Source organism: Cryobacterium sp. TMN-39-2 (genome assembly GCF_004402745.1).
Taxonomy (GTDB): Bacteria; Actinomycetota; Actinomycetes; order Actinomycetales; family Microbacteriaceae; genus Cryobacterium; species Cryobacterium zongtaii.
In genome coordinates this window covers 1-21,597 of record NZ_SOFX01000013.1, presented here as the reverse complement: position 1 = coordinate 21,597, position 21,597 = coordinate 1, and the positions used below count along the sequence as shown (strand labels likewise).

20 protein-coding genes and 1 pseudogene are annotated in these 21,597 nt (G+C 62.2%); 13 read left to right on the top strand and 8 right to left on the bottom strand.

What is annotated here, in order from left to right; all coding sequences use genetic code 11:
• The first annotated feature begins 300 nt into the window (after positions 1–300).
• The gene (locus E3O57_RS04735; RefSeq protein WP_103479720.1) at positions 301–1,116 is read left to right on the top strand and encodes an IS30 family transposase; all 816 of its coding nucleotides are present in this window, start codon (positions 301–303) and stop codon (positions 1,114–1,116) included.
• A 62-nt stretch (positions 1,117–1,178) separates the two neighbouring features.
• Here the strand turns inward: E3O57_RS04735 and E3O57_RS04730 are convergent, their stop codons facing one another.
• Positions 1,179–2,186: a LacI family DNA-binding transcriptional regulator gene (locus tag E3O57_RS04730; RefSeq protein ID WP_103479721.1), complete on the bottom strand. Its 1,008-nt coding sequence runs from the start codon at positions 2,184–2,186 to the stop codon at positions 1,179–1,181.
• 28 nt (positions 2,187–2,214) lie between these two features.
• Positions 2,215–3,900, bottom strand: coding sequence for a glycoside hydrolase family 13 protein (locus tag E3O57_RS04725; protein ID WP_103479722.1), 1,686 nt, complete (start codon positions 3,898–3,900; stop codon positions 2,215–2,217).
• Between the two features lie 152 nt (positions 3,901–4,052).
• Between E3O57_RS04725 and E3O57_RS04720 the strand changes: the two genes are divergently transcribed.
• The 4 genes from E3O57_RS04720 (at position 4,053) to E3O57_RS18610 (ending at position 9,429) form a co-directional block, all read left to right on the top strand.
• Positions 4,053–5,294 (top strand): maltose ABC transporter substrate-binding protein, encoded by a 1,242-nt coding sequence (locus E3O57_RS04720; RefSeq protein ID WP_103479723.1) that lies wholly within the window; start codon positions 4,053–4,055, stop codon positions 5,292–5,294.
• Positions 5,295–5,378: 84 nt separating this feature from the next.
• Positions 5,379–6,995 (top strand): ABC transporter permease subunit, encoded by a 1,617-nt coding sequence (locus E3O57_RS04715; protein WP_103479724.1) that lies wholly within the window; start codon positions 5,379–5,381, stop codon positions 6,993–6,995.
• Complete coding sequence (locus E3O57_RS04710) at positions 6,995–7,879, top strand: sugar ABC transporter permease (RefSeq protein ID WP_103479725.1); 885 nt, start codon at positions 6,995–6,997, stop codon at positions 7,877–7,879. The genes E3O57_RS04715 and E3O57_RS04710 overlap by 1 nt, the downstream gene beginning before the upstream one ends.
• Positions 7,880–9,282: 1,403 nt before the next feature.
• Positions 9,283–9,429, top strand: a complete 147-nt coding sequence (locus E3O57_RS18610; protein ID WP_165787973.1) for a hypothetical protein — start codon at positions 9,283–9,285, stop codon at positions 9,427–9,429.
• A gap of 945 nt (positions 9,430–10,374) precedes the next feature.
• Here the strand turns inward: E3O57_RS18610 and E3O57_RS04705 are convergent.
• Positions 10,375–11,235 (bottom strand): alpha/beta fold hydrolase, encoded by an 861-nt coding sequence (locus E3O57_RS04705; protein ID WP_103479727.1) that lies wholly within the window; start codon positions 11,233–11,235, stop codon positions 10,375–10,377.
• Between the two features lie 87 nt (positions 11,236–11,322).
• Between E3O57_RS04705 and E3O57_RS04700 the strand changes: the two genes are divergently transcribed.
• Both E3O57_RS04700 and E3O57_RS04695 read left to right on the top strand, forming a co-directional pair.
• Positions 11,323–11,820, top strand: coding sequence for a CGNR zinc finger domain-containing protein (locus E3O57_RS04700; protein WP_103479728.1), 498 nt, complete (start codon positions 11,323–11,325; stop codon positions 11,818–11,820).
• Positions 11,821–11,880: 60 nt separating this feature from the next.
• Positions 11,881–12,336 (top strand): sensor histidine kinase KdpD, encoded by a 456-nt coding sequence (locus E3O57_RS04695; RefSeq protein ID WP_103479729.1) that lies wholly within the window; start codon positions 11,881–11,883, stop codon positions 12,334–12,336.
• On the opposite strand, the pseudogene E3O57_RS19205 reads toward E3O57_RS04695, so the two are convergent.
• A pseudogene (locus E3O57_RS19205) lies at positions 12,332–12,582 on the bottom strand (transposase); the annotation flags it as partial. The gene E3O57_RS04695 and the pseudogene E3O57_RS19205 sit on opposite strands and share 5 nt — an antisense overlap.
• A 573-nt stretch (positions 12,583–13,155) precedes the next feature.
• Between E3O57_RS19205 and E3O57_RS04685 the strand changes: the two are divergent.
• On the top strand, positions 13,156–13,443 hold the full coding sequence (locus E3O57_RS04685) for a hypothetical protein (RefSeq protein ID WP_103479730.1): 288 nt from the start codon (positions 13,156–13,158) through the stop codon (positions 13,441–13,443).
• A 174-nt stretch (positions 13,444–13,617) separates the two neighbouring features.
• On the opposite strand, the gene E3O57_RS04680 is transcribed toward E3O57_RS04685, so the two are convergent.
• Complete coding sequence (locus E3O57_RS04680; protein ID WP_103479731.1) at positions 13,618–14,235, bottom strand: TetR/AcrR family transcriptional regulator; 618 nt, start codon at positions 14,233–14,235, stop codon at positions 13,618–13,620.
• 102 nt (positions 14,236–14,337) lie between these two features.
• Between E3O57_RS04680 and E3O57_RS04675 the strand changes: the two genes are divergently transcribed.
• From E3O57_RS04675 to trxA, 3 genes are all read left to right on the top strand, one after another.
• Positions 14,338–15,003, top strand: coding sequence for a peroxiredoxin-like family protein (locus tag E3O57_RS04675; RefSeq protein WP_103479732.1), 666 nt, complete (start codon positions 14,338–14,340; stop codon positions 15,001–15,003).
• Between the two features lie 64 nt (positions 15,004–15,067).
• Positions 15,068–16,042, top strand: a complete 975-nt coding sequence (gene trxB / locus E3O57_RS04670) for a thioredoxin-disulfide reductase (protein WP_103479733.1) — start codon at positions 15,068–15,070, stop codon at positions 16,040–16,042.
• Between the two features lie 43 nt (positions 16,043–16,085).
• Positions 16,086–16,412, top strand: coding sequence for a thioredoxin (gene trxA / locus E3O57_RS04665; protein WP_103479734.1), 327 nt, complete (start codon positions 16,086–16,088; stop codon positions 16,410–16,412).
• 808 nt (positions 16,413–17,220) lie between these two features.
• Here trxA and E3O57_RS04660 read toward each other — a convergent pair.
• Positions 17,221–17,427 carry an ANTAR domain-containing protein gene (locus E3O57_RS04660; RefSeq protein WP_088458183.1) on the bottom strand — a complete coding sequence of 69 codons (207 nt, stop codon included), beginning with the start codon at positions 17,425–17,427 and terminating at the stop codon, positions 17,221–17,223.
• A 1,020-nt stretch (positions 17,428–18,447) separates the two neighbouring features.
• On the opposite strand from E3O57_RS04660, the gene E3O57_RS04655 reads away from it, so the two are divergent.
• Complete coding sequence (locus E3O57_RS04655) at positions 18,448–19,161, top strand: GAF and ANTAR domain-containing protein (protein ID WP_165787975.1); 714 nt, start codon at positions 18,448–18,450, stop codon at positions 19,159–19,161.
• 1,116 nt (positions 19,162–20,277) lie between these two features.
• Here E3O57_RS04655 and E3O57_RS19145 read toward each other — a convergent pair.
• Complete coding sequence (locus E3O57_RS19145) at positions 20,278–20,403, bottom strand: hypothetical protein (protein WP_255455732.1); 126 nt, start codon at positions 20,401–20,403, stop codon at positions 20,278–20,280.
• Positions 20,404–20,558: 155 nt separating this feature from the next.
• The gene (locus tag E3O57_RS04650) at positions 20,559–20,864 is read right to left on the bottom strand and encodes a DNA/RNA non-specific endonuclease (protein ID WP_133159812.1); all 306 of its coding nucleotides are present in this window, start codon (positions 20,862–20,864) and stop codon (positions 20,559–20,561) included.
• A gap of 246 nt (positions 20,865–21,110) precedes the next feature.
• On the opposite strand from E3O57_RS04650, the gene E3O57_RS04645 reads away from it, so the two are divergent.
• A complete protein-coding gene (locus E3O57_RS04645; protein WP_166804758.1) occupies positions 21,111–21,431 on the top strand; it encodes a hypothetical protein in 321 nt (106 codons plus the stop codon).
• Positions 21,432–21,597: the final 166 nt, after the last annotated feature.

Below are 21,597 nucleotides of genomic sequence, written 5' to 3'. Positions count from 1 at the left end.
GGCGAGAAGCGGCCCAGTACGTCCGTCGAAACCAAAGGGCTTGGGAGCGAGCGCTCTCGCAGTCGGAGTAGTCGACCCATCACTGTTTTTCTTGCGGAAGGCTTGTTCGGGAGGGACCGCTGAGCCGCCCTTGAGTCCCATTCCTGTGAGAGGTGTCTCGAAACGTCATAGTGTCGAAACACATGGGTTTCGAGACGTCGAAGATCGCCTACTCGCGTGAACGAGCCGCACCTCACTTGTCTCGTATCTGGACCTGTCTCCCATCCGTAGGGCGGCTTCAATGGGTCGTAGCAACACCGTATGAGTGAGGTGCTGGTGATGGCGTCGAGAGCGGTCATGAAGGAACGCGAGAACCTGTTCTGGGATCGGGTGCGCGAGGGGATGTCGGCAGCGGCCGCATGTGAATCTTTGGGAGTGAATCGCAAACAGGGATACGGGTGGATCAAGGCCGCCGGCGGGCGAATACCCGTCCCAGCCGTGGCGTCGTCAGGGCGCTACTTGGGCCAGGAAGAGCGTCTGCGCATCGCGGATCTGCGGCTGGGCGGCGCCGGCGTTCGCGCGATCGCACGGGATCTGGGGCGCTCCGCGTCGACGATCAGCCGGGAGCTGCGTCGCAACTCCCACCCGACAACGCGCAGCTACCGGCCCTATGCCGCGCAGAAACGATGCGTGATCAGAGCGGGCCGGCCCAAGCCGAGCAAGCTCGACGACCGGCAGCTTGCAGCTGTCGTTGAAGAACGGTTGCGGAAGAACTGGAGTCCGCAGCAGATCAGTGACGACCTCGCGGTCGTGTTTGCCGGCCAGGCCGAGCTGCAGGTATCGCACGAGTCGATCTATCAAAGCCTCTACGTTCAGAGCCGCGGTTACGTCGGAGTGCGCCTGCACCGGCACCTGCGTCGGGACCGGTCAGCCCGGAAACCGCGGGGAACACAGCTGAACGCGACGGGTAAAATCCGCGACAAGGTGATGTTGAGCGAACGGCCCAAAGAGGCCAACGACCGACTGGTCGCCGGCCATTGGGAGGGCGATCTGATCGTCGGATCTGCGTCGGGCTCGGCGATCGCGACCTTGGTTGAACGCACGACATTGCGCCGGAGCAATGAAGTCCTGGTCTAACAGGTCTGGCGCGATGGCGGCGTTGCGGTCGGGGATCATGGTGCAAGACTGGCGCTACGTGGTTAGGGGCCTGCGGTGGGTCTAGCGGTAGACGAGCGGAGAACCAAGCTTGTTTGGTGACGAAGGTGTTGAGCGGACGTGTTGGGTTGATTGAGCAGATTGAGGAGCATGCCGGCGGCGAGTCGGCCCTGCTGATCGGGGGTTTGCGCGATCGTGGTCAGGCCGAAGAACTCGGCGAGTTCATGGTCGTCGATGCCAATGATGGACAGATCCCGGGGGACATGGAATCCCAGGTCACGCGCGGCCAGGACAGCGCCGATAGCGATTTCGTCGCAGGCTGCGAAGATGGCCGTTGGTTGGTTGATGGCGAGGAGGGATTTCGCTGCGGCGTAGCCCGAGGCAATGTCGAAATCGGATTCGCGGTAAAGAGCAGGGTCGGCGGTGAGCCCGGCGGTCTGGAAGGCGCTTTCCCAGCCTTGGTATCGAGTGTCGCCGAGGTGGAAGGCTGAGCCGAGGGTGTTGCCATTTCCGATGTGCCCAATCCGGGTGTGGCCGAGGCTGATGAGGTGTTCGGTGGCGTGGCGGGCGATGGCGAGGTTGTCGAGGTCGATGGTGGACACGCCCTCGATCGTGCCGCCGATGCTGACAACGGGTTTGCCGAGGTCTTGAAGAGTTTGGATCTCGTGTGGGGCGAGCTCGATGCTGGCGGCGATGAGGCCGTCGACGCTGGCGCGCCGGAGCGAGGTGGCGAAGATGCGTTCGCGTTGCTGATCGACGCCCTGAAGGTCGTAGAGGGTGAGGTCGAAGCCGTGCTCGAGTAGTTCTGCTTCGATGCCCTTGAGGATAGACGTGAAGTACCAGCGGTCGAAGAAGGGGACCATGTAACCGATGGTGTTCATTCGGCCGCGAGCGAGGCTGGCGGCGCTGGAAGAGACGACGTATCCGAGCTCTGCGGCGGCGGCGATAACCTTCTTGCGGGTGTGGTCCGAGGCACTCTTGCCATTTAGGGCCCTGGAGACAGTAGAGATGGACACTCCGGCGTAGCGAGCGACGTCGGCGATGTCGGCCACGGGAACTCCTTTGTCGATCGGGACTCGGTTAGGGCAAGGGTAGCGAGACAGTGTTGCTTAGGCGTAACCAGGCGGTGGCGTGCTCAGGCAGTGTTGCATCCTCGACGGGTGCGCTGCAGGCGAGGATGTCGCCTTCGGGGAGCGTGATTGGTAGGTCACCGGTGTTGGCGATGATGACGGCAAGTCCATTTTGGAACACCAGGACGTCAGGCCGGGGTGAGTCCAGCCAACGAACGGTACCGGAACCCAACTGTAGGTCTTTACGCACCGCGAGTAGGTGCCGGTAAAGGCTCAGGGTGGAGTCGTCGCTGACGCGTTGCAGGTCTCGAGCGAGATCGCGCCACCGCTCAGGTTGGGGGAGCCAGCTGTGCTTGCTCGCACTGAAGCCGTAGGTTGCGCCGTGAGCGGTCCACGGGAGCGGAACGCGGCAGCCGTCTCGGCCGTAGCGTTGATTGTCGCTGCGAAACCAGGTCGGGTCCTGGCGGGCATGGTCGGGCAGTTCGATCGCTTCGGGTAGCCCGAGTTCCTCGCCTTGGTAGAGGTACGCCGAGCCGGGAAGGGCGAGCATGAGCGCGGTCGCGGCTCGCGCCCGCTGCAAGGCCGAAGCGGGCTCTGGCAAGTTGGGGGTGGCCAGCCCAATGCCATGGCCTTGGGGATTGTCGAAGGTCAGCGCCAGACGGGTGGCGTGGCGGACGACATCATGGTTAGAAAGAACCCAGGTACTGGGCGCGCCGACGCTTCCGAAAGTGGCTAGTGAGGCGTCGATGATCTCCCGCAGGGGGCGTGCTGCCCACGGGGTCTCGAGGTAGGCGAAGTTGAACGCTTGGTGCATTTCGTCCGGCCGTACCCAGTCGGCGAGGCGGGGGAGCGGATCGACCCACGCTTCGGCAATGAGAATTCGTTCGCCCGGGTAGCTTTCCAGCAGTGCACGCCATTCCCGGTAGATCTCGTGGACGGTGTCTTGCCCCCAATAGGGGACCTGCACGGGGGCGCTGACTGCGGGTTCGAGGGTCGCAGGGCCGGCCCCGAAAGCAACCGCTTCCGGCTCTGCCACGTCGGGAAGGCCGGGCTCCTTCATCAGGCCGTGCGCAACATCGACCCGGAACCCATCGACACCCCGGTCCAACCAGAAGCGCAACACACCTAGGAACAGGTCTCTTACCTCGGGGTTGGTCCAGTCGAAGTCGGGCTGCGAGGAGTCGAAAATGTGCAGGTACCACTGGCCGGGAGTGCCATCCGCTTCGGCCGTTCGCGTCCACATCGGGCCGCCGAACACCGACTGCCAATTGTTCGGCGGGAACTCTCCGTGCTCGCCCCGCCCGTCGCGGAAGACGTAGCGGGCCCGGGCCGCGCTGCCGGGTGCAGCACGGAGCGCCTCCTGGAACCACGGATGGTCGCTGGAGGAGTGATTGGGCACCAAATCGACGATCAGTCGGATGCCACGTTCGTGTGCCGCGTGGATGAGCGCGTCGGCGTCGTCGAGTGTGCCGAAGACCGGGTCGACGTCGCAGTAGTCGGCGACGTCGTATCCGGCATCGCGTTGTGGGGAAGTGAAGAACGGCGACACCCACACGGCGTCCACGCCCAGGTCGACAAGATCGTCAAGGTGCGCGGTGATGCCAGGCAGGTCTCCGACACCGTCTCCGTCTGTGTCGGCGAAGGAGCGGGGATACACCTGATAGATCACGGCACTGTGCCACCAATTGGACTGCATAACACCACACTAGCGTGGAAGCGTTTCCGCGCAACAATCACGGGAATTGGTGCTTGCGGTTTTGCGTCCGGCCTGCAAATCTTGGAAGCGTTTGCAAGACTAATCCGGTCGTGCGAGTCGTCGAAGTGGATACACAGGAAAAGGGGTCACCGATGAAGTTGACGAGGAAAGCAAGGACCGCTGGGGTCGCGATCGTGTCGCTCGGGGCGCTGGTACTGTCCGGCTGCTCCGCGAGCGGGGGGGAAGGCTCCACCGAAGCGGGCGGATCTGGCAAACCGATCACGGTGTGGGTGGACGTCGAGCGGAAACCGGCGCTCGAAGAGCCGGCAGCGTCATTCACGAAGGAAACCGGGATCGAGGTGGAGCTGGTCACGAAGGACTTCTCCACCGTTGATCAGGACTTCATCAGCCAGGTGCCGACCGGCAAGGGGCCAGATATCATCGTGAGCCCGCACGACAAGCTCGGCGCGTACGTTGCCGCTGGTGTGGTGGCCCCGATCGAGCTCGGTGATGTGGCGGATGGTTTCGCTGAGACCGCGATCCAGGCGATGACCTACGACGGGGCCGTTTACGGGGTGCCGTACTCGATCGAAAACGTCGGGCTGCTTCGCAACGCGGACCTCGTCGCGGAGCCTGTTGCCACGTTCGATGATCTCATCGCGGCCGGGCGAGCTGCGGGGACTGAATACCCGTTCCTGGTGGGGCTGTCGCCGGAGCAGGGCGACCCGTACCACCTGTACCCGCTGCAAACCTCGTTTGGTTCTCAGGTATTTGCACGGAACGCGGACGGCACCTACGACCCATCAAAGCTGGTCCTGGGCGACGAGAACGGTGTCCGGTTCGCTGAGGCGCTCCAAAAGTGGAGCGCCGACGGCGTGATCAACATCAACATTGACGGGGATCGGGCGCGGGAATTCTTTATCGATGGGAAATCACCTTTCTACCTCACCGGACCGTGGAACGTTCCAACCATCAAGGAAGCCGGCATCAACTACGTCGTCGACCCGATCCCGAGCGCCGGAGGCGGAGAGTCCCAACCGTTCGTTGGAGTGAATGGGTTTTTTCTGTCCAGCAAGTCCACTAACGCGTTGGCCGCGACGAACTTCATCGTCAACTACCTCTCCACCGAGGACGCACAGCTCGCCCTATTCGAAGTGGGCGGGCGTCCGCCAGCACTGACTTCCGCCTACGACACCGTCGCGGCAAAGGACCCCGATGTCGCAGCGTTCGGCGAAATCGGAAAGACCGGTCTGCCGATGCCCTCGATTCCGGAAATGGGATCGGTGTGGTCGGACTGGGGCAACGCTGAGCTGACCCTCATCCGTGGCGAGGGCAATCCGGCCGAGGTGTGGACCAAGGCCGCGGAAAACATTCAAGCCCAGATCGGCGGCTAATGAGGCGGGGCGGGGCGGAACTAGCCCCGCCCCGCGAACGTTTTGCCTCCCCTTGCAACGAACCATCGATTTGGAGTACTTCCGATGAACACCTCGCAGACCTCGGCTGTGTCCCGCGCGCTCACCGACGCGGTGTCCGACAGGGGTAGACAGCGACCGAAGCGGCCGGCGCGCAGACCCTCTGAGCCCAGACACTCGTCTGGATGGTGGGCACTCGCAGTCAAGGTAGTGCTCCTGGCTATGCTGGACGCGATTGGCGCGTTCGCGGTATTTACTCTCATCACCCTGGACCAAGTGGTCATCGGCATCATCCTGGCCGCCGTGGTGATCGTGTTGAATATCATCTATCTCAAGCGTGACATGCTGCCGGCGAAGTACCTGGCACCAGGCCTGATTTTCCTGGTGGTGTTCCAGGTGCTCGTGGTTGTCTACACCGGATACATCGCGTTCACGAACTACGGTGACCAGCACAACAGCACCAAACAAGACGCTATCGAGCAGATCATCCGCACCGCCCAGGGCCGCGTGCCCGACTCCCCGCAGTATGGCGTTAACGTCTACAGGCAAGGCGACAGGCTGGCACTGCTTGTTGAGGACCCGGACGGCGAACTGTTGTTCGGCACAAGCGAGCAACCGCTCGAAACCGTTGATGCCGCCCCGGACGGGTGGACAGAGCTCACTCTCGCGGACGTCGTGCAGCGTCAAGCAGACGTGTTGGCGGTGGTAGTTCCGATCTCTGACGACCTCAACGACGGCAGTCTTCGCACCCCGGACGGCTCCAGCGCGTACGTCTTCGCGTCCGCTTTGGAGTATGACGAGACGACAGATACGTTCACCGACACCGCCACGGGCGGCACCTATGCTGACGACGGCGAGGGCACCTTCCGCTCCAGCGACGGCGCCGCACTGAACCCGGGGTGGCGGGTATTCATCGGCGCGGACAACTTCGCTCAAGCCTTTACCAACGACCAGCTTCGTGACCCGTTGCTGCGGGTCATCGTGTGGACGTTTGCCTTCGCGTTCCTGTCCGTGGCACTCACTTTCGCAGTCGGAGTATTCCTCGCGCTGGTGTTCAATCACCCCCGGGTGCGTGGCCGGAAGATCTTCCGCGCCATCCTGATCCTCCCTTATGCATTTCCGGTATTTTTGTCCGGTCTCGTGTGGGCAGGCATGCTCAACACCGAGTTCGGATTCATCAACCAAACCTTCTTCGCCGGTGCCGACATCCCGTGGCTCGCGGACCCCTGGTTGGCGCGGATCAGTGTGCTCGTGGTGAACCTGTGGCTGGGATTCCCATACATGTTCCTCGTGTGCACCGGTGCGTTACAGTCCTTGCCGGACGACGTGATCGAAGCAGCCCGGGTAGACGGGGCACGTGCTTGGCGGATCTTCCGGTCCATCAAACTCCCGCTGATGCTGGTCTCCATTGCGCCGTTGCTAATCGCGTCATTCGCGTTCAATTTCAACAACTTCAATGTCATCTACATGCTCACCCGCGGCTGGCCGCGGTTCACCGACACCACACTGGACATCGGTGCCACGGATCTGCTCATCACGGTGGTCTACAAAGTCGCGTTCGGGGGTGGCGGCGGTCGCGATTACGGCCTGGCCAGCGCCTTCGCCATTCTCATCTTCATCATCGTCGCGGTCGTGTCGATCGTCAGCTTCCGCCGCACCCGCTCGCTCGAGGAGATCAACTGATGACCACCCACCAGAACTCAGTCCGCCGGCAAAGCCTCGGCCGCTGGTTCGCCGACACTGGCTGGCGGTACCTCGTCGGTGTCATCGCGTGCGCGTTCGCACTGTTCCCACTGCTCTACATCGTGTCGGTCTCCTTCAACCCCACCGGCACTCTCACTGGCTCGAACCACCTGTTTGAATCTTTCGACCTCGGCAACTATGAGCGACTGCTGTCCAACCCGGCCACCCCGTTCGGCCGGTGGTTTCTGAACACGATGGTCATCGGCATCGTCAGTAGTGTGGCGACCGTGTTCCTTGGGGCGCTGGCGGCGTACGCATTCTCGCGAATGCGGTTCACCGGACGCCGGGTGGGACTCTTGACTTTGCTGCTGGTGCAGATGTTCCCGCAGTTCCTCGCCGTTGTCGCGATCTTCCTGCTCATGGTAGGAATCTCTGACGTGTTCCCGGCGATCGGGCTTGGCACGTCCCCCGGTCTCATCTTGGTGTACCTTGGCGGCGCGTTGGGCGTGAACACGTTTCTGATGTACGGGTTCTTCAACACGATCCCCACCTCTATCGACGAGGCGGCGAAAATCGACGGGGCGGGCCATGCGCGCACCTTCTTCACCATCGTGCTTCCGCTAGTGACCCCGATCCTCGCCGTGGTGGGGTTGCTGTCCTTCATCGGCACCACCAGCGAGTTCGTCATAGCCAGCGTTCTGCTTACCGACACCAATGATCAGACTCTCGCCCTCGGCCTCTACACGCTCATTTCCGGGTTCCAGTCTCAAAACTGGGGGGTCTTCGCCGCCGGGTCGGTTCTGGCAGCCCTGCCTGTGGTTGCCCTGTTCCTATTCCTACAGCGCTACATCGTCTCCGGCTTGTCCGCGGGCAGCGTGAAATAGCATCCGCCCCAAATCCCCGGTTCATTCTTAGGAACGCAGCCTCGCTTTCGACGAAGCACCCTTGCCCACGTCGTCGTGTCACAGCCATCTTGGCCATCGGAGCTGTCTTGGCTGGGACAGCTATCGACGGCACAAGCGCCACGCCCCCCACACCCGTCTTTTGGCAAGGTTCAGGGAAACGATTGGCTAGTCTGGCCAGTTCGGACTACGCGGTACCGAGGTCTGCACGAATCGCGTGCTCAAGGGTGTGAATCACTGCCACGAGGTTTCTGCTGGCATTCTTTGATCTCGTCGGCCTTCCTTTCCAGGAGTCGATCACTCTCGCCAGAATCTTGCAACGTGGCGTTGCCGTGGCTCGCCCAGAAGCTGATCGGCTACCGGACAGGTCGTCCTGCAATTTCAGCGGGCGGCGGTCGAGATTGCAGCCCTTCTAACTAGCCGACCTCGCCGGATTCTCCGCGCACCTTGGGCCGCAGGAAGAGCATGGCCAGGCGGGCCATCTCCTTCGCCTCGCGGGTGCGCGGGTTGGTCAGGATGTGCTCGATGCCGTGCATGTGTGACTTTGGGCACTATGTGGCGGCATTCGGTGATCGCTACTTGGCGCATCGATCTGGTTACCCACGTTGGCTCAGTGCGGGTAGTCAGCGTCTTGTATCCCATGCGGTACGAGGCGCTCAGGTTACGAGACAAGCGCTGTTAGTCGCCCGGTGGCAGTCACGATGAAGTTCGGGACGCGGGGCATGCAAGTCTGGCGACGAAATGTGATCCAAGAGCTGCGCTGAGCATCAGCGCAGCTCCCCGGGCGGTATCGCGTGCGGCGAGGGGCTTTCCGCTGCGCCGGACGGCAGCGCGGGATATCCGGGCCCCGGGCAACATCCGTGCGGAGCGGTATCGGGTGGAGCGGGAGGTGTGGGTGTGGTGGCAAGCCGAAGTCAGTACCGTGAACACCCCTCCCCGTCACCGTCCTAAGCGCCCTCATATGGCGAGCCGGCCGCTGTTCGAAGCGAGTGCCGCTGGGGAGCGGATGTGGCCGCGGTATCCGAGGACCAGCAACAACCTGGCCGACCACCGAAGTGCGCTCGAGCTGGTCGCGGCCGGTAACCTCAACCCGGAAAGCCGCTGGCAGTACCTTGGGGATGCCGCGTAGAGGCTGTGCGCGATCTGCAGCTCCCGTGTATACGTCATCTAAGCGGTGCCGCTAACTCTCGATGTCCATCTCGTGGAGCTGGAGGCTCCTTCCCGATTAGCACCAAAGGTTGAACCCATCCCGGCGTAAGAGCTAGTGGAGCCGGAGAAACCAATGCCTGAAAGGTCCAACACAACACCGCCCGTGGTGGTGCTGGTCGGCGTGGATGAACTGTTGCCCCATGAAGAGGGCGAGACCTAACGGCGTAAGCTGCACTGTGACCAAAATTCGCCCCGAGCAGATGGGGCACAAAGCACTGCTTCGACGTGGGCGTAGTCACAAGGGACTCCAGTACGCGTTTCTTGGTTTCGCCGCCGCGGCCGCCGCGATCGTCGGCTTCGCGGCGATCGCCATGACGCGGTAGGGACGCAACGCCTGATGAACAGATCCATAGTCTTGGCAACTGCCACCGCGTGTAGAGGCACGCGGCAGACGGAGTAATCAACAAACCTATTGTTCGGCGAGCATGGCGTGAAAGACATACCGCACCAACGATGCCGCGTAACCGTCGTGAGCCCACGCTGAAAACGGCTGGACGCTCGGTGGAGTTTCAGTGTTGGAACTCGGTGAGGACAGCGTCCGATAGCGTGCCGGTCAGGGACCAGGGCTGGTGCTTTTCGACATCGGGGCGCGGGTGGGGCAGCCGCAGCCATCCTCGAATCGCTCGACCGCGATCGGTGTGCCCCAGAGGACCGACTAGCTCAATCGGGGTGGTTGTGTTCTCGGTCACTGTCATGCCCGGAGTTTACTGACACGGCAATAGCAACCTCAGAAACGCAAACACTGTGGAGCCGCTGCGCGGATGAAGCTGATTCAGGCACTTTTTTGTCTGTCTGGCTGGTCATCGTAGTTCGCTCCCGTGCCTGCGCGCCCACTCTCTCGGGCGCGGTCGCAGCCTCCTCCCCCACCCGGGCAAGTTCTCCACAGGACCTAACGTCAGCCGTCGGCCAGGCGGCGGCCCGGCTTAGCGCTCGAGGACCGCTATTGGAGAGGACGCCCTTATGCGTTTCATCAAACTTGCCATGACCAGCTACGAGCGCGACCGTTCCCGCCCCACGGGTGGCACCGACGACGTGTGGATCAACCTCGACCAGGTCGTCTCCGTCCAGTTCGATACGCCAAAGAGCGATCACAGAACGCCGCCACATAGCGCCGAAAGTCACAGGGCGTGTTGCCGATCAGGGGGAGTGGCCGGTAGACGATCGCCAACCGAGACGTGCTTCGGGGCGACGCCGCGACCGTGGATTGATCTCTTTAGCGGGCTCCGGCTCAGCACGCTGCGCGGTACGGTGCCGAGCCGGACGTCGGGTTACCTCGCAGGGAGCCAGGACGTGATCGCGGTTCTCACCTCGTCGAGGTGTGATTCGAGCAGGAAGTGGCCGCCGTCGAGGAGCTCGATGCGGGCGTGCGGGGCGTCACGCAGGAAGGCTTCGGCTCCTGCGGCGGCGAAGATCTCGTCGTTCCGGCCCCAAATCGCGAGCACCGGCACCTGTGAGGCGCGAATCCATGCGTGCACGTTCGGGTATAGGGCTCGGTTGGTCGCGTAGTCGCGGAAGAGCGTTAACTGCACTTCGTCCTGGCCGGGTCGGGCGAGGAGTGCGAGGTCGTGTTCCCACGCGTCGGGATCGACGGTCGTCGTGTCGGGCACGCCGTGGGTGTACTGCCACTGGACGGCGTCGCGGCCGAGGGCTGGGCGCAGTGCGTCACGCGTCGCGGCCGTGCGCTCGGCGGCGTCGGCCCAGATGGGATCCCAGAAGCCAGGCACGAAGCCCTCTTCATAGGCGTTGCCGTTCTGCGAGATAACGCCCTCAACAGAGTTGGGGTCGGCCAGCGCCAGCCGCCAGCCGATGGGGGCGCCGTAGTCCTGTACGTAGATCGTGTACCGGGTTACCCCGATAGTGGCGAGGAACCGGCCCGTGACGCCAGCGAGGGCGGCGAAGGAGTAGTCGAACTCGTCGACGGATGGTGCGGACGAGCGTCCGAACCCGATGTGGTCGGGCGCGATGACCCGGTAGCGGTCGGCCAGGGCCGGGATCAGGTGGCGGAACATGTGTGAGCTCGTCGGGTAGCCGTGCAGCAGTAGGAGCACGGGTGCATCGACCGGCCCGGCCTCTCGCCAGAACACGTCGAGCCCATCGACGGAGACGGTGCGGTGGTGGACCTGGACCATAGATAACTCCTTTGAATTGTTTTACTGGTTAGCCAGACGGTATCATGGATTCATCGCGCCGTCCGGTGCGGAGAAAGCGGGGGAGCGGTGGATCGCGACGAGGAATTGCTGTTGGCGGTGCTCAACAGCGCGCCGGTCCTCGACGGCCGCCCAACAGACGACCTCGAAGGCCCTGACGCGCGCGAGCTGACGCGAAGCTGGGGTGGATTCGGCACGACGCGCGAGCTGGGCCGCCTGCGTGAGGCCCGCGACGCGTTGCAGACAGTCATCCGCGGCGACGCGCCCGCGGCTGTCGAGGAGCTCACCCGCATTGTGGAGGGCGCCGTCCGCATCCCGCACGTGACGCCAGATGGCGTGGCTTGGCAGCTTCAGGCTCCCACCGACGACCGCCTCGCGGTGGAAGCCGTACTCGCCTGGTCGAGTGTGAACGCGCGCCGCCCAGGTCGTTTGCGCCCCTGCGCCAACGCCGAGTGCCGCCTCTTCCTCGTCGATCACAGCCGCCCCGGCACCGCGAAGTGGTGCTCGATGGCCACGTGCGGCAACCGCATGAAGGCACGAGCCCATGCGAACCGATCGCGGAGGTAACCCGAGCCGAGCCGATACTCGTGAAGAGCCATCCGCTGCGCCGACCTCGCCGCCACCGAGATGGATGTCAGCCGTTTGGTCCTTGAGGTCGCCGCCGACGCGAGGGTCACCTACCCCGATCACACCTGTCGGCTGCACATTCCGGAGCAGCCGGTCCTCCTGCACGGCGACGAGTCATCGCTGCGACAGATCCTGCTCAACCTGACCAGTAACGCCACCACATACACCGGCGCCGGTACTACCGTCTTGGTCAGCATCGAGCAGGGAGCCGGCTCGGTTCAGGTCAGGGTGCACGATGAGGGCAGCGGAATCGCCGAATCCGCACTGGAGTCCATCTTCGAACCATTCGCGCAGGACATCCACAATCCAAACCAGCGACACACCGGACCCCTTGGCTTGGGGCTGACCATCGCACGCCGTCTCAGCCAGTGGCTCGGCGGGGCACTGACCGTGACCAGCGCCGACGGGCAAACCGAGTTCGTCATCACGTTGTCCGCGCCGAGCTCTCGGTGTTAGCAGCGAGCGTTTTGCCCAGATCGTCGACTTTTCGTCTCGAGAGGCCTGGACGTAGGCCTCCAACACCACCGGGAACAACGCCTGATCCACCCGGCGGCGCCGCCCCAGGAGTGCGGGGAAGAACGAGCCGGCACGGCGCTTGGGAATCTTCAGATCGAGGTCCCCAGCACGTCCGCGGCCGGCTGCCATTGCGGTCGCCGGAGCGCTCGAACGGGTCGCGCCGACGAACCTGGTCGCTTCCGCGTCGGTCGCGTACAGTGGCGACATGACTACCATTCTTTCAAGAACTTTGTCGTCCCCTCGGGGTGATGTCCACGTTTTCGTTGATGCTCCACGTGCTGCCGCCACTGACTCGGCTGAATGGTCCTGCACCTACCGCATCCACGGCCTTGCTGAAGACGTCACAGGCACTGCGCATGGTATCGACGCCGTCCAGTCGATCTTGCTTGCACTGACACAGATTGGCGACCGATTGGCGGGCGCGACTGGGCTGACCTTCCTGGGAGGATCTGACCTTGGCTTCCCTCTCACGTCTTGGAATGACGCGGAGTCGACGTTGTCTTTCGTCGTTCGGCACTCCATCGGCGCTCCTTCCGCTCCCTCGCCGTCCTAAGGTAAGCAGAAGGAAACCGCCACGCTAACCGATGGTCAGCATGGCCGTGCGCGAGATGAACGCGCGACGCTCCCGCGATCTAAGGGCCGCAATCCTCGCCCACGGCTCGTTGCCATAGAGGGGCTTCGCCCTGGTCGTGTGCAGCCGGTTTCTCGTATCCGCTGGCGGTTAGGAAACCTCTCGGGGAAGATTCCCCAATTTGAGGCATGGCAGCGGCGGGGAATCCCTCGCAACACATCGCCGCGACGCTACTTTGTCGGAAAGAACACCACGATCAACAGCTGCTAGGGCAGGACGATGCGACGAGAAGACATCACCTACTCGTTCTATTACCTCAAAAGCGTGCGGCTCGTGCAGCCGAGGCCAAGAGCAAAGATCTGACGGACTCCGAGATCCCGGACTACTTCGACATGCACAAATTCAGCGAGTACAGCATGTACGACGCCATCCACTCCCACGCCAACGTCCCGGCCACCCTCAACGCCGCCAACTAGCCATGCCCTGGGCGGCTGCTGATCGGATCCGGAACGTGCCCACGGCTTCAGCCTCGAGGGCTACCGGGAGAGGCGGCGGGATCGAAGAGTCAGGTGTTTTTGCGTGGCCGACGGGAGGGTCATCTCTGTGGTCGCCGCCGCGAAAATTTCCCGTCCTGTTGATGGCGGTGACGGCTATCTGGCGAAGTGCCGCACATATCCGAGGGCCCCGTCGAGCGCCACCTCGAGGAACGACTTGTCCCGGTGCGTCTGGCTCATCAGCAGGCCGCCCTCGAGCGACGTTATGATAACGCGCGCTAGTCGAGCCGGGTCGGCGTCCTCACGCAGTAAGCCTGTGCTCTTCATGGTGTCAAGGCCCTCCCGGAAGGTGTCTTCCCACTGGGTGAAACCCGCCGCCAGAAGGAGGCGGGCGTCCTCGGAAATGTCGGCTAACTCGCTTGCGAGTGACCCGAGCGGGCAGCCACCCGCGCAGTCGTGTTCTGCGCTGTGCTCGATCTGATTGTCGCGCCATGCGGCCCAGAATTCCCACGTCGACAACGTGCCCGCTTCGGCGGGCGGTGACGACACCGCCTGGGACCGGTATTCGATGACCGCATCGACAAGATCGTCTTTCGCACGGAAGTAGTAATACAGCTGTGACCGGCCCACCCGAGCCAGGCCCTCGACGTCGTCCAAGTTCGTTCCGGCGACTCCGCGATCGTGCATCAACGTCGCGGCGGCGGCCACGATCCGGTCGCGCGTCGCCTGGCCTTTCTTCGTCGTCGGCCGGCGGAGAGTGGCTTTCGTGTTCATGTCGAAAACAATACACGGTTTGTACTTGTTAGTACATTTTTTCTCCTCTAAGAATGTACCAGCCGGTATAAACGAGTGCCGGTCTCAATCGAAAGGTCCAACATGTCGATCGCCAACACGTCCATTAAAGAGCAAGTAACTGTCTTCAACGCCGAGTCCACCGAGTCGCCCGCCGGCAACGTATTCGCCGCAGAGAATGCCAAGAAGGCAGCAGCGGGCATCCCCGCCGGCGTCTCCATCGTGGGGGATGCGTTTCCCGAGGGAAAGCTGCTCACCGCCCACGGCGAGGAGACATCATTCGCCGCCGCCGCCGCCGGCGGCGAACCGGCCGTCGTCATTTTCTACCGCGGCGCCTGGTGCCCTTACTGCAACATCGCTCTCCGCACTTACAACGACGCGCTGACCGATCCGCTGAAGGACCTCGGTGTCAAGCTGATCGCCCTGAGCCCCCAGGCCCCGGACGGAAGCCTCACCATGCAAGAGAAGAACGACCTGTCCTTCCCCGTACTCTCCGACCCGGCGAACCAGATCGCCCGTCAGCTGGGGATCCTTAACGTTCTTACCGCCGAAGAGACTGACGCGGCCACCGCCGTGGGCCTCGACTTTGAGAGCGTCAATGCGGACGGGACCGCTGTTCTCAGCATGCCAGCCACCGTCCTCGTCGCCGCCGACGGGACCATCAAGTGGATCGACGTGCACCCCGACTACACCACGCGCACCGAGCCCTCCGAGATCCTCGACGCCGTCCACACCCACTTCGGCAAGTAACCCCCCCCTGCCACTCTCACACTGGATGGCCCGAACCGCGCAAGCGGACATCGAAAGGAACATCATGCGTCAAGTAATCATCATCGGTTCCGGCCCCGCCGGATACACTGCGGCGATCTACGCCGGTCGCGCCGGACTAGCGCCGCTCGTCGTCGCAAGCTCGGTCGAAGCCGGAGGGGAACTCATGAAGACCACCGAGATCGAGAACTTCCCCGGCTTCCCCGAAGGACTCCAAGGACCCGACCTCATGCAGAAGATGCAGGAGCAGGCAGAGAAGTTCGGAGCCGAGATCCTCCTCGACGACGTCGTCTCTGTCAACCTTACAGGGGACATCAAAACGGTCACCCTCGGATCCGGCCACGTCGAAGAAGCCCTTACAGTGATCTTCGCCACGGGGTCGGCCTACAAGAAGCTGCGAGTCGACGGGGAGGAACGGCTCTCCGGGCGCGGGGTGAGCTGGTGCGCGACGTGCGACGGGTTCTTCTTCCGCCAGAAGGAGGTCGCCGTCGTCGGCGGCGGCGACTCCGCCATGGAAGAGGCCCTGTTCCTCACCCGGTTCGCCAGCAAGGTTTACGTCGTGCACCGTAAGGAAACCCTCCGCGCATCGAAGATCATGCAGGAGCGCGCGTTCGCCAATGACAAGATCGAGTTCATCTGGAATAAGGCCGTCTCCGAGGTCCTCGGTGATGAAAAGGCCGTCGGTGTACAGCTCACCGACACCGGCGACGGATCGGTAACGATGCTTCGCGTCGAAGGCCTATTCGTCGCGATCGGCAACGACCCGCGAGTTCACCTCGTCCACCACCAGCTCGATTTGACCACCGACGGAACCATCGCCGTCGCCGGACGTTCCTCGAAAACTAACCTTGCAGGCGTCTTTGCCGCAGGAGACGTCATCGACCCGTCGTACCGGCAGGCCATTACCGCCGCCGCCTCGGGAACCGTCGCCGCCCTGGACGCCGAGCACTACCTGTCCGGCATCGGCAAAGACCTCCTGCGGCAAGCGTCCGGGACCCCCTCCGACGCAGTCCTGGCCTGATTCCATCCCGCCCCACAACAACAAGTCCTGAAAGGACAAAGCAATGAGCAACGTACGAGCAGTGACCGACTCCACCTTCGACACCGACGTCCTGAAGTCCGGCGAGACCGTCCTCGTTGACTTCTGGGCTGAGTGGTGCGGCCCGTGTCGCGCGGTCTCGCCCATCCTCGACCAGATCGCCACCGAGCACGCGGACAAGATCAAGATCGTCAAATTGAACGTCGACGACAATCCCGAGACCGCGGCGAAATACAACATCACCTCCATCCCGGCGATGAAGGTCTACCGTGGCGGAACCGTCATGCAGACCATCATTGGAGCGAAACCGAAGCCTGCACTCGAAGCTGACCTCGCAGCCTTCCTCGCCTAACGCGACAACACCGAGCAAGGTTAGCGGGATGGAAATGGCAGCCCGCAACCGTTCGCACGTGGAAGGTGGCGTCAAAAGGCGATCACAGGATGCCGCCACAAAGCGTTAACAGTCACACCAATCCGGGCGGGGCCGGGGGAGTGGTCGCTTGACGATCCCCTATCGGGCGTTTCAGTCACTCCTCTGAGCCTTCGTGGATGAGGCTAGCCGGCGTCAAGGAAGTAACCCAAGGCACCACTGACGATTATGAGCCACCCCGACACGACGAGGACGGCGAGAGCGACGATGAGCCGCAACGCTGACTGACGTTCGTCACGATTGTGCACGGCTATTGCCTGTCGGGCGGATAGGCGACCTGTAGGTCTGTGCAGGCGTTGCTCACGCGGTGGCATGGCGAAGCGGCCGTTAGGTGGTCCGCCCTATGAGCATGGTTTGAAGATGCCATGCTCTCTCCATGAGTAATGACTATCCCCGAACAACGCAGTTCAGATTTCCTGGGTTTGCGGAGTTGGATGTGGTTGGGACCCGGAATTCCGCGCTGAATGGGAACTCAGGGAGTTCTTCGGTGCGTTTCGACGTGGGGGCAGGAAATATTTGGTTGGGTGAGGAGATCCGAGAGTTCGACTCGGCTAGAGAATTTACGATTCAGCTTTCCGGGGAAGGCGAGCACAGAAACCTCGCTCAGGCTTTTCGGGCAGCGGCCGATGAGCTTGAGAGAGCATAGCGCCCATAGTTGTCCAGAGGCTCCCTGCTGGGGTGAAAGCAGAGAGCACCTACCTGTGGTGGCCGCAGATAGGCGGTTGAGTGCTTAGGTGAACGTGATCTTGTAGGCGAGGATATCGGCCGCTACTTGATCTACAGAGGCATCCGTCGATTCCGCATACCCGATCAGGAGGCCTAGCGCCTCGTTGGGGGAGGCGCTGGTTTGCGCCACGATAACGCCGGTCGCTTGATGCACCTGAGGGTTATCCCAACTGGGAGAGTTTTTGAACTGTTCTTGGGCCTCATCGGTCACGGTGTGTCTGCTTTCTGCCCCACTCGGTTGTAAGGCCCGACCCTAGTCTCGGACGGCACCCGAAGAGAGGTCAAGGAAAGCGCGAAGTATCACCAGGAAGGCATGACGGTCCTGTTAGAACCGCGCCCGCCAGCCTGCCACCGGCAGTTGAAATAGCGCACGCCGGCCCACAGCGTAAGCCACGGGGCACTGGCCGCGGAACGATCCCCTATCGAACAGGCATGACGGAGAATATCCCGCTGGGGAGGGTCGTCGCCTACTACTTACTCGTTGGCCACGGCCTTATTCCGGCGTCTCGGCAAGATCCGTGACGTCGGACTCGTTCGATCCAACAACCAGCCAACGATTCCCGTAGGTGGCAGAGTGTTGGTCCTTTGAACCGCCTGAAGTGAAGGCCCTTTCGCTGGCTCTGAGTGCTGCGCCGTTATCGAAAGTGACTAGCAGAACACGACCGTTAGTCGACTGGCAGGTGACCATTTCGCGTACTGCTTCTTAGGGCGGGACCGTGTCAGTGCAGTTATATCCGTGGTCTTCGGCAGCATTCGTGAACGTAGTGGCTAGCTAGACCTGACCTGTACATCCGGCAAGCCCGAAGACTAAGGCTCCCGCAATATGCGCCGCTGCCGCAACTCGGGGGACCACCATTTTCGGATTCTAACGGTGAGGCGCGGGAAGTACGTCGAAAGAAGTGACGTCGATAGGGATGATCGCTGCAGATCACGGACCGTCGACGTCATTTTGATCGCTCAAGGCTGTTGCACGATCGTCTAGCGATTGAGCTCGGATAGCGGTCAGATAGGGCCCTCAACGGGTTGCCCGTGAACGGGCTCGGTGAGGACAGGGGCGTGCTGGTGGGGACTTCGGCTGTCCAGTCGTGGATCGATGGGCTGACGAACGGGACTGCTCAGGTCAATGAGCCAGGCTGAACCAGCAGCACAGTCCGATGATCGATATAGGGCCTTTGGCTGTGGAGCGCAACCCCTTTACGGCCGGCGTGATCGCACTATACTCTCTGGATGCATGGCGTCTTCACAACGCGAAGTTGATCTTGCAGACGTTTTTGTGCTCCTCGCTGACTCAGTATGTGCGGGCCGCGACGTCGTCGACACCATGGACATCCTCGTCCAGGCCAGCACCGAATTCACGCCGGCGACAGACGCCGGAATTCTCTTAGCCGATAGCGGTGGTGTTCTTCACGTTGTGGCGTCTTCGAACGAGCGTACGAGCGAGGTCGAAGAGGCCCAGCTTGGTTACAATGAAGGCCCGTGTCTGGACTGCTTCGCTTCCGGGGAACCTGTAGAGGTTTTTGATCTCTCTGAAGAGGCCGGACGGTGGCCTCAGTTTGTTGCGATTGCCCTGTCGCGGGGATTCGATGCGGCGCATTCTTTCCCCTTGCGCCTGCGCGGTCACACTTTCGGGAGCCTTGACCTTTTTAGTTCCGTCCGCGAACCGTTCAGCGACCAGGACGCAGCGTTGGCGTTGGCCTTGGCTCAAGTGGCGACGATCAGCCTCGTCCAGCAACAAACCATCCGTAATCAAGGTACGGTGAACGGTCAATTACAGCAAGCGCTGAAGAGCAGGATACTCATCGAGCAAGCTAAGGGTGTTTTGGCGCAGCGCCACGGGGTGTCCATTGATGCAGCCTTCTCCTTGCTCCGCACCTACGCGCGCGCCAGCAGTTCGAAGCTGCATGACATCGCTGATGGTGTCGTGCATCACGGGCTCTCGTTATAGATGGAACGATTGAAAGGTTCGCTTGAGCGCCCTCGCCTGAACTAAAAGTCCAGGGTTGCTTGCCTTGCGGCCGGCACGTCGGTCGGCAATGTTCTTGTCGCGGACTTGAAGGCGACCCCGGAGCGAGTCGTGGCATGGACTGAGAGTAATGCGTCGGGCTGCGACTTCGTTATCTACGTCGAGGTGCACATCCCACAGGACACTGGGCTTGTCCGGCTGGCAGGCCGATACCCTAACGAGCTGTAGCCGTCAGCCCACGGAAGACGACTCCAGCTTGCAGAGAATCTTCTATCTAGGGCACCCAGATGAAAGCCGATGCCGCAGCCCTAAAAGAGAGCTAACGGCGGCGTACCCGGGCCTGAGCGGCTTCCACGGAAATAGGCACCCCGGTAGATGTCCACTGGCTGGGGTCGAATCCATCCCGAGCCTTCAATTGCCGTGGCTGTGGTGGTTATCGAGGTGGTGGGGTGCGTTGTTGACTTCGTGGGGGAGGGCTGTTGCAACTGGTTGGATGGATAGTTTGATTTGGGGGCACTGTTGTTCTTGGGCGTATGAGTCCACGCTTACGGCGAGGTGGTTTCGACTCCACATCGTGTGCGGGCTGCGGGGATTGCGGTCGATGATCTCCGGTGCTCCCAGCCGAGTGGTGAACTCGTTGATGAGGGCGCCGTAGCCTGGCGAGGTAGTTGGGCCCGTTGCGGTGGTATCTAGGAGGTAAACGCTGAGCCCGATCCCGTGCGGGGGACATGCCGTCCACGCACCCCACACGTCCAGCTCGGGGCAGTGCCAACGCCCTACCCGAACCGCGCGCTCCCGGTTCCGATGCGCGAGGAGCACGTCGCAGGAGTGCCTCTCGAGGAGAGCAACGGCGTCCTGGTCAAGAACGGGCCACGTGTCCGAAAGCAAAGAGTCGACCAGGTCAAAAACCTGGCGCGGAGTGGCAATGATGGTCATTGGGCGACGTGGCTTAGGACGACGTGGCTGTGTAACGTCATGAGCGCTCCTACACGCGAGTGTCTTCTTACTCAAACCCGCGCTTGCCCATAGCTGACACCCTGACGCGACGCTCTGTCAAATCCTGGCTGCGCTCCATCAGTGGTGCGCAGTTCTCGACGGTCACGGCGCGCCTAGCTTGCCGCCTCGTTTTGAGTATTGAGCGTTCGCAACTTGCTCCCAGGCGTCCGCTTTGGACAGATTGGACAGATCGGCCAGGTCGAGTCCGGTGAGGCTGGCGATATTCATGGTGGGCCTCTGGAGCCTCCGGGAGGGTTCAAGTGGCGGAAGATTGCCGTCGATTTCGACTGCTTGAATAACCGGATTGCGGGGCGGCTTTCGTGTAGGCGAAGGTGTCGGCCCTAGCTTGCCTGGTTGGTTGCGGCGCCGCCCCAGACCGGGTCCTAGCGATGGACGAGATGGTTGCGGTCGAGGTCGTCGCTGGCATAGGTGGCCTCGTCAGTCTGTTCGTCGGCCGGGATACCTGAATCGAGATGCCAGTTGTTGCTCTGGTCGACATCGACGAGCTGGTCACCGTTGATGTTGACGTCAGTCGCGATCGGAAGGGCTCTCGGTGGGCCCAGGAGTACGGTGAGTTGTGTGCAGGGCAGTGCACGCATCGGTGCACCGTCGGCAAATACCGGCAGCGTCAGGGGAAACTGGGGGAATTCGGTTTTGTATCCAGCAGGAGGAAACACTGCAGCGTTCATGTCGACGGTAATTCAGCTGCAGTCGGGTCACGTCCCTCTAAAGGGCGTGGTTTTTACGGCAAGAGTGGGGCCGGAATGGGCCGGCGGCGCGTGCTACGGGCCTGGCACCTCAACCGGCGTCGGGTGTAGATCGACCGGTCACAACCTTTTGCTTCTCGGCTGCCGTGAGCCGACGCATTCCAGCAGCGGAGGTTCTCTGTGTAGCGCACTGATGTGCGATGTGGGCGTTCGAAGCGGCATAGTGTGGTGACGCCATTGACCGGGGTATCCGATCAGCAGAAGCTGATGCTGAGTATGGCTTCGGGCAGTCAGGCTGCGTTCGGCCTGATTTACGATCAGTTGTGTGTTCCGACGTTTGCGATCTGCAATCACTATCTGAAGTCCCCGGCCGCGGCCGACGAGGCCATGTGCGGCCTGTGGCTATACGTCTGGCAAAACGCGGCGATGTTATCGAGGCGTGACGGCTCGCCTTGGTCGATCATCATTGAAACAGCGGAGCGCCATGCCAAGTATCACGCTCAGACAGAGCGCCTAGCCCGAGGAACGGATATCTCTGTGTCCGGATAAATACTGTTCCGCGGGCGGCTCCGGCGCGCTGTCGCGCGCCGCCAAGAGACGGACGGCTACACGATCCGCGATATCGGCGTAGTGCGTGGCGTCTCTTATCAGCGTGTGTACCAGCTCACCCAGTAGAACTATCGACCAGGAGACTCAATGTCAGCTAACGAAAACG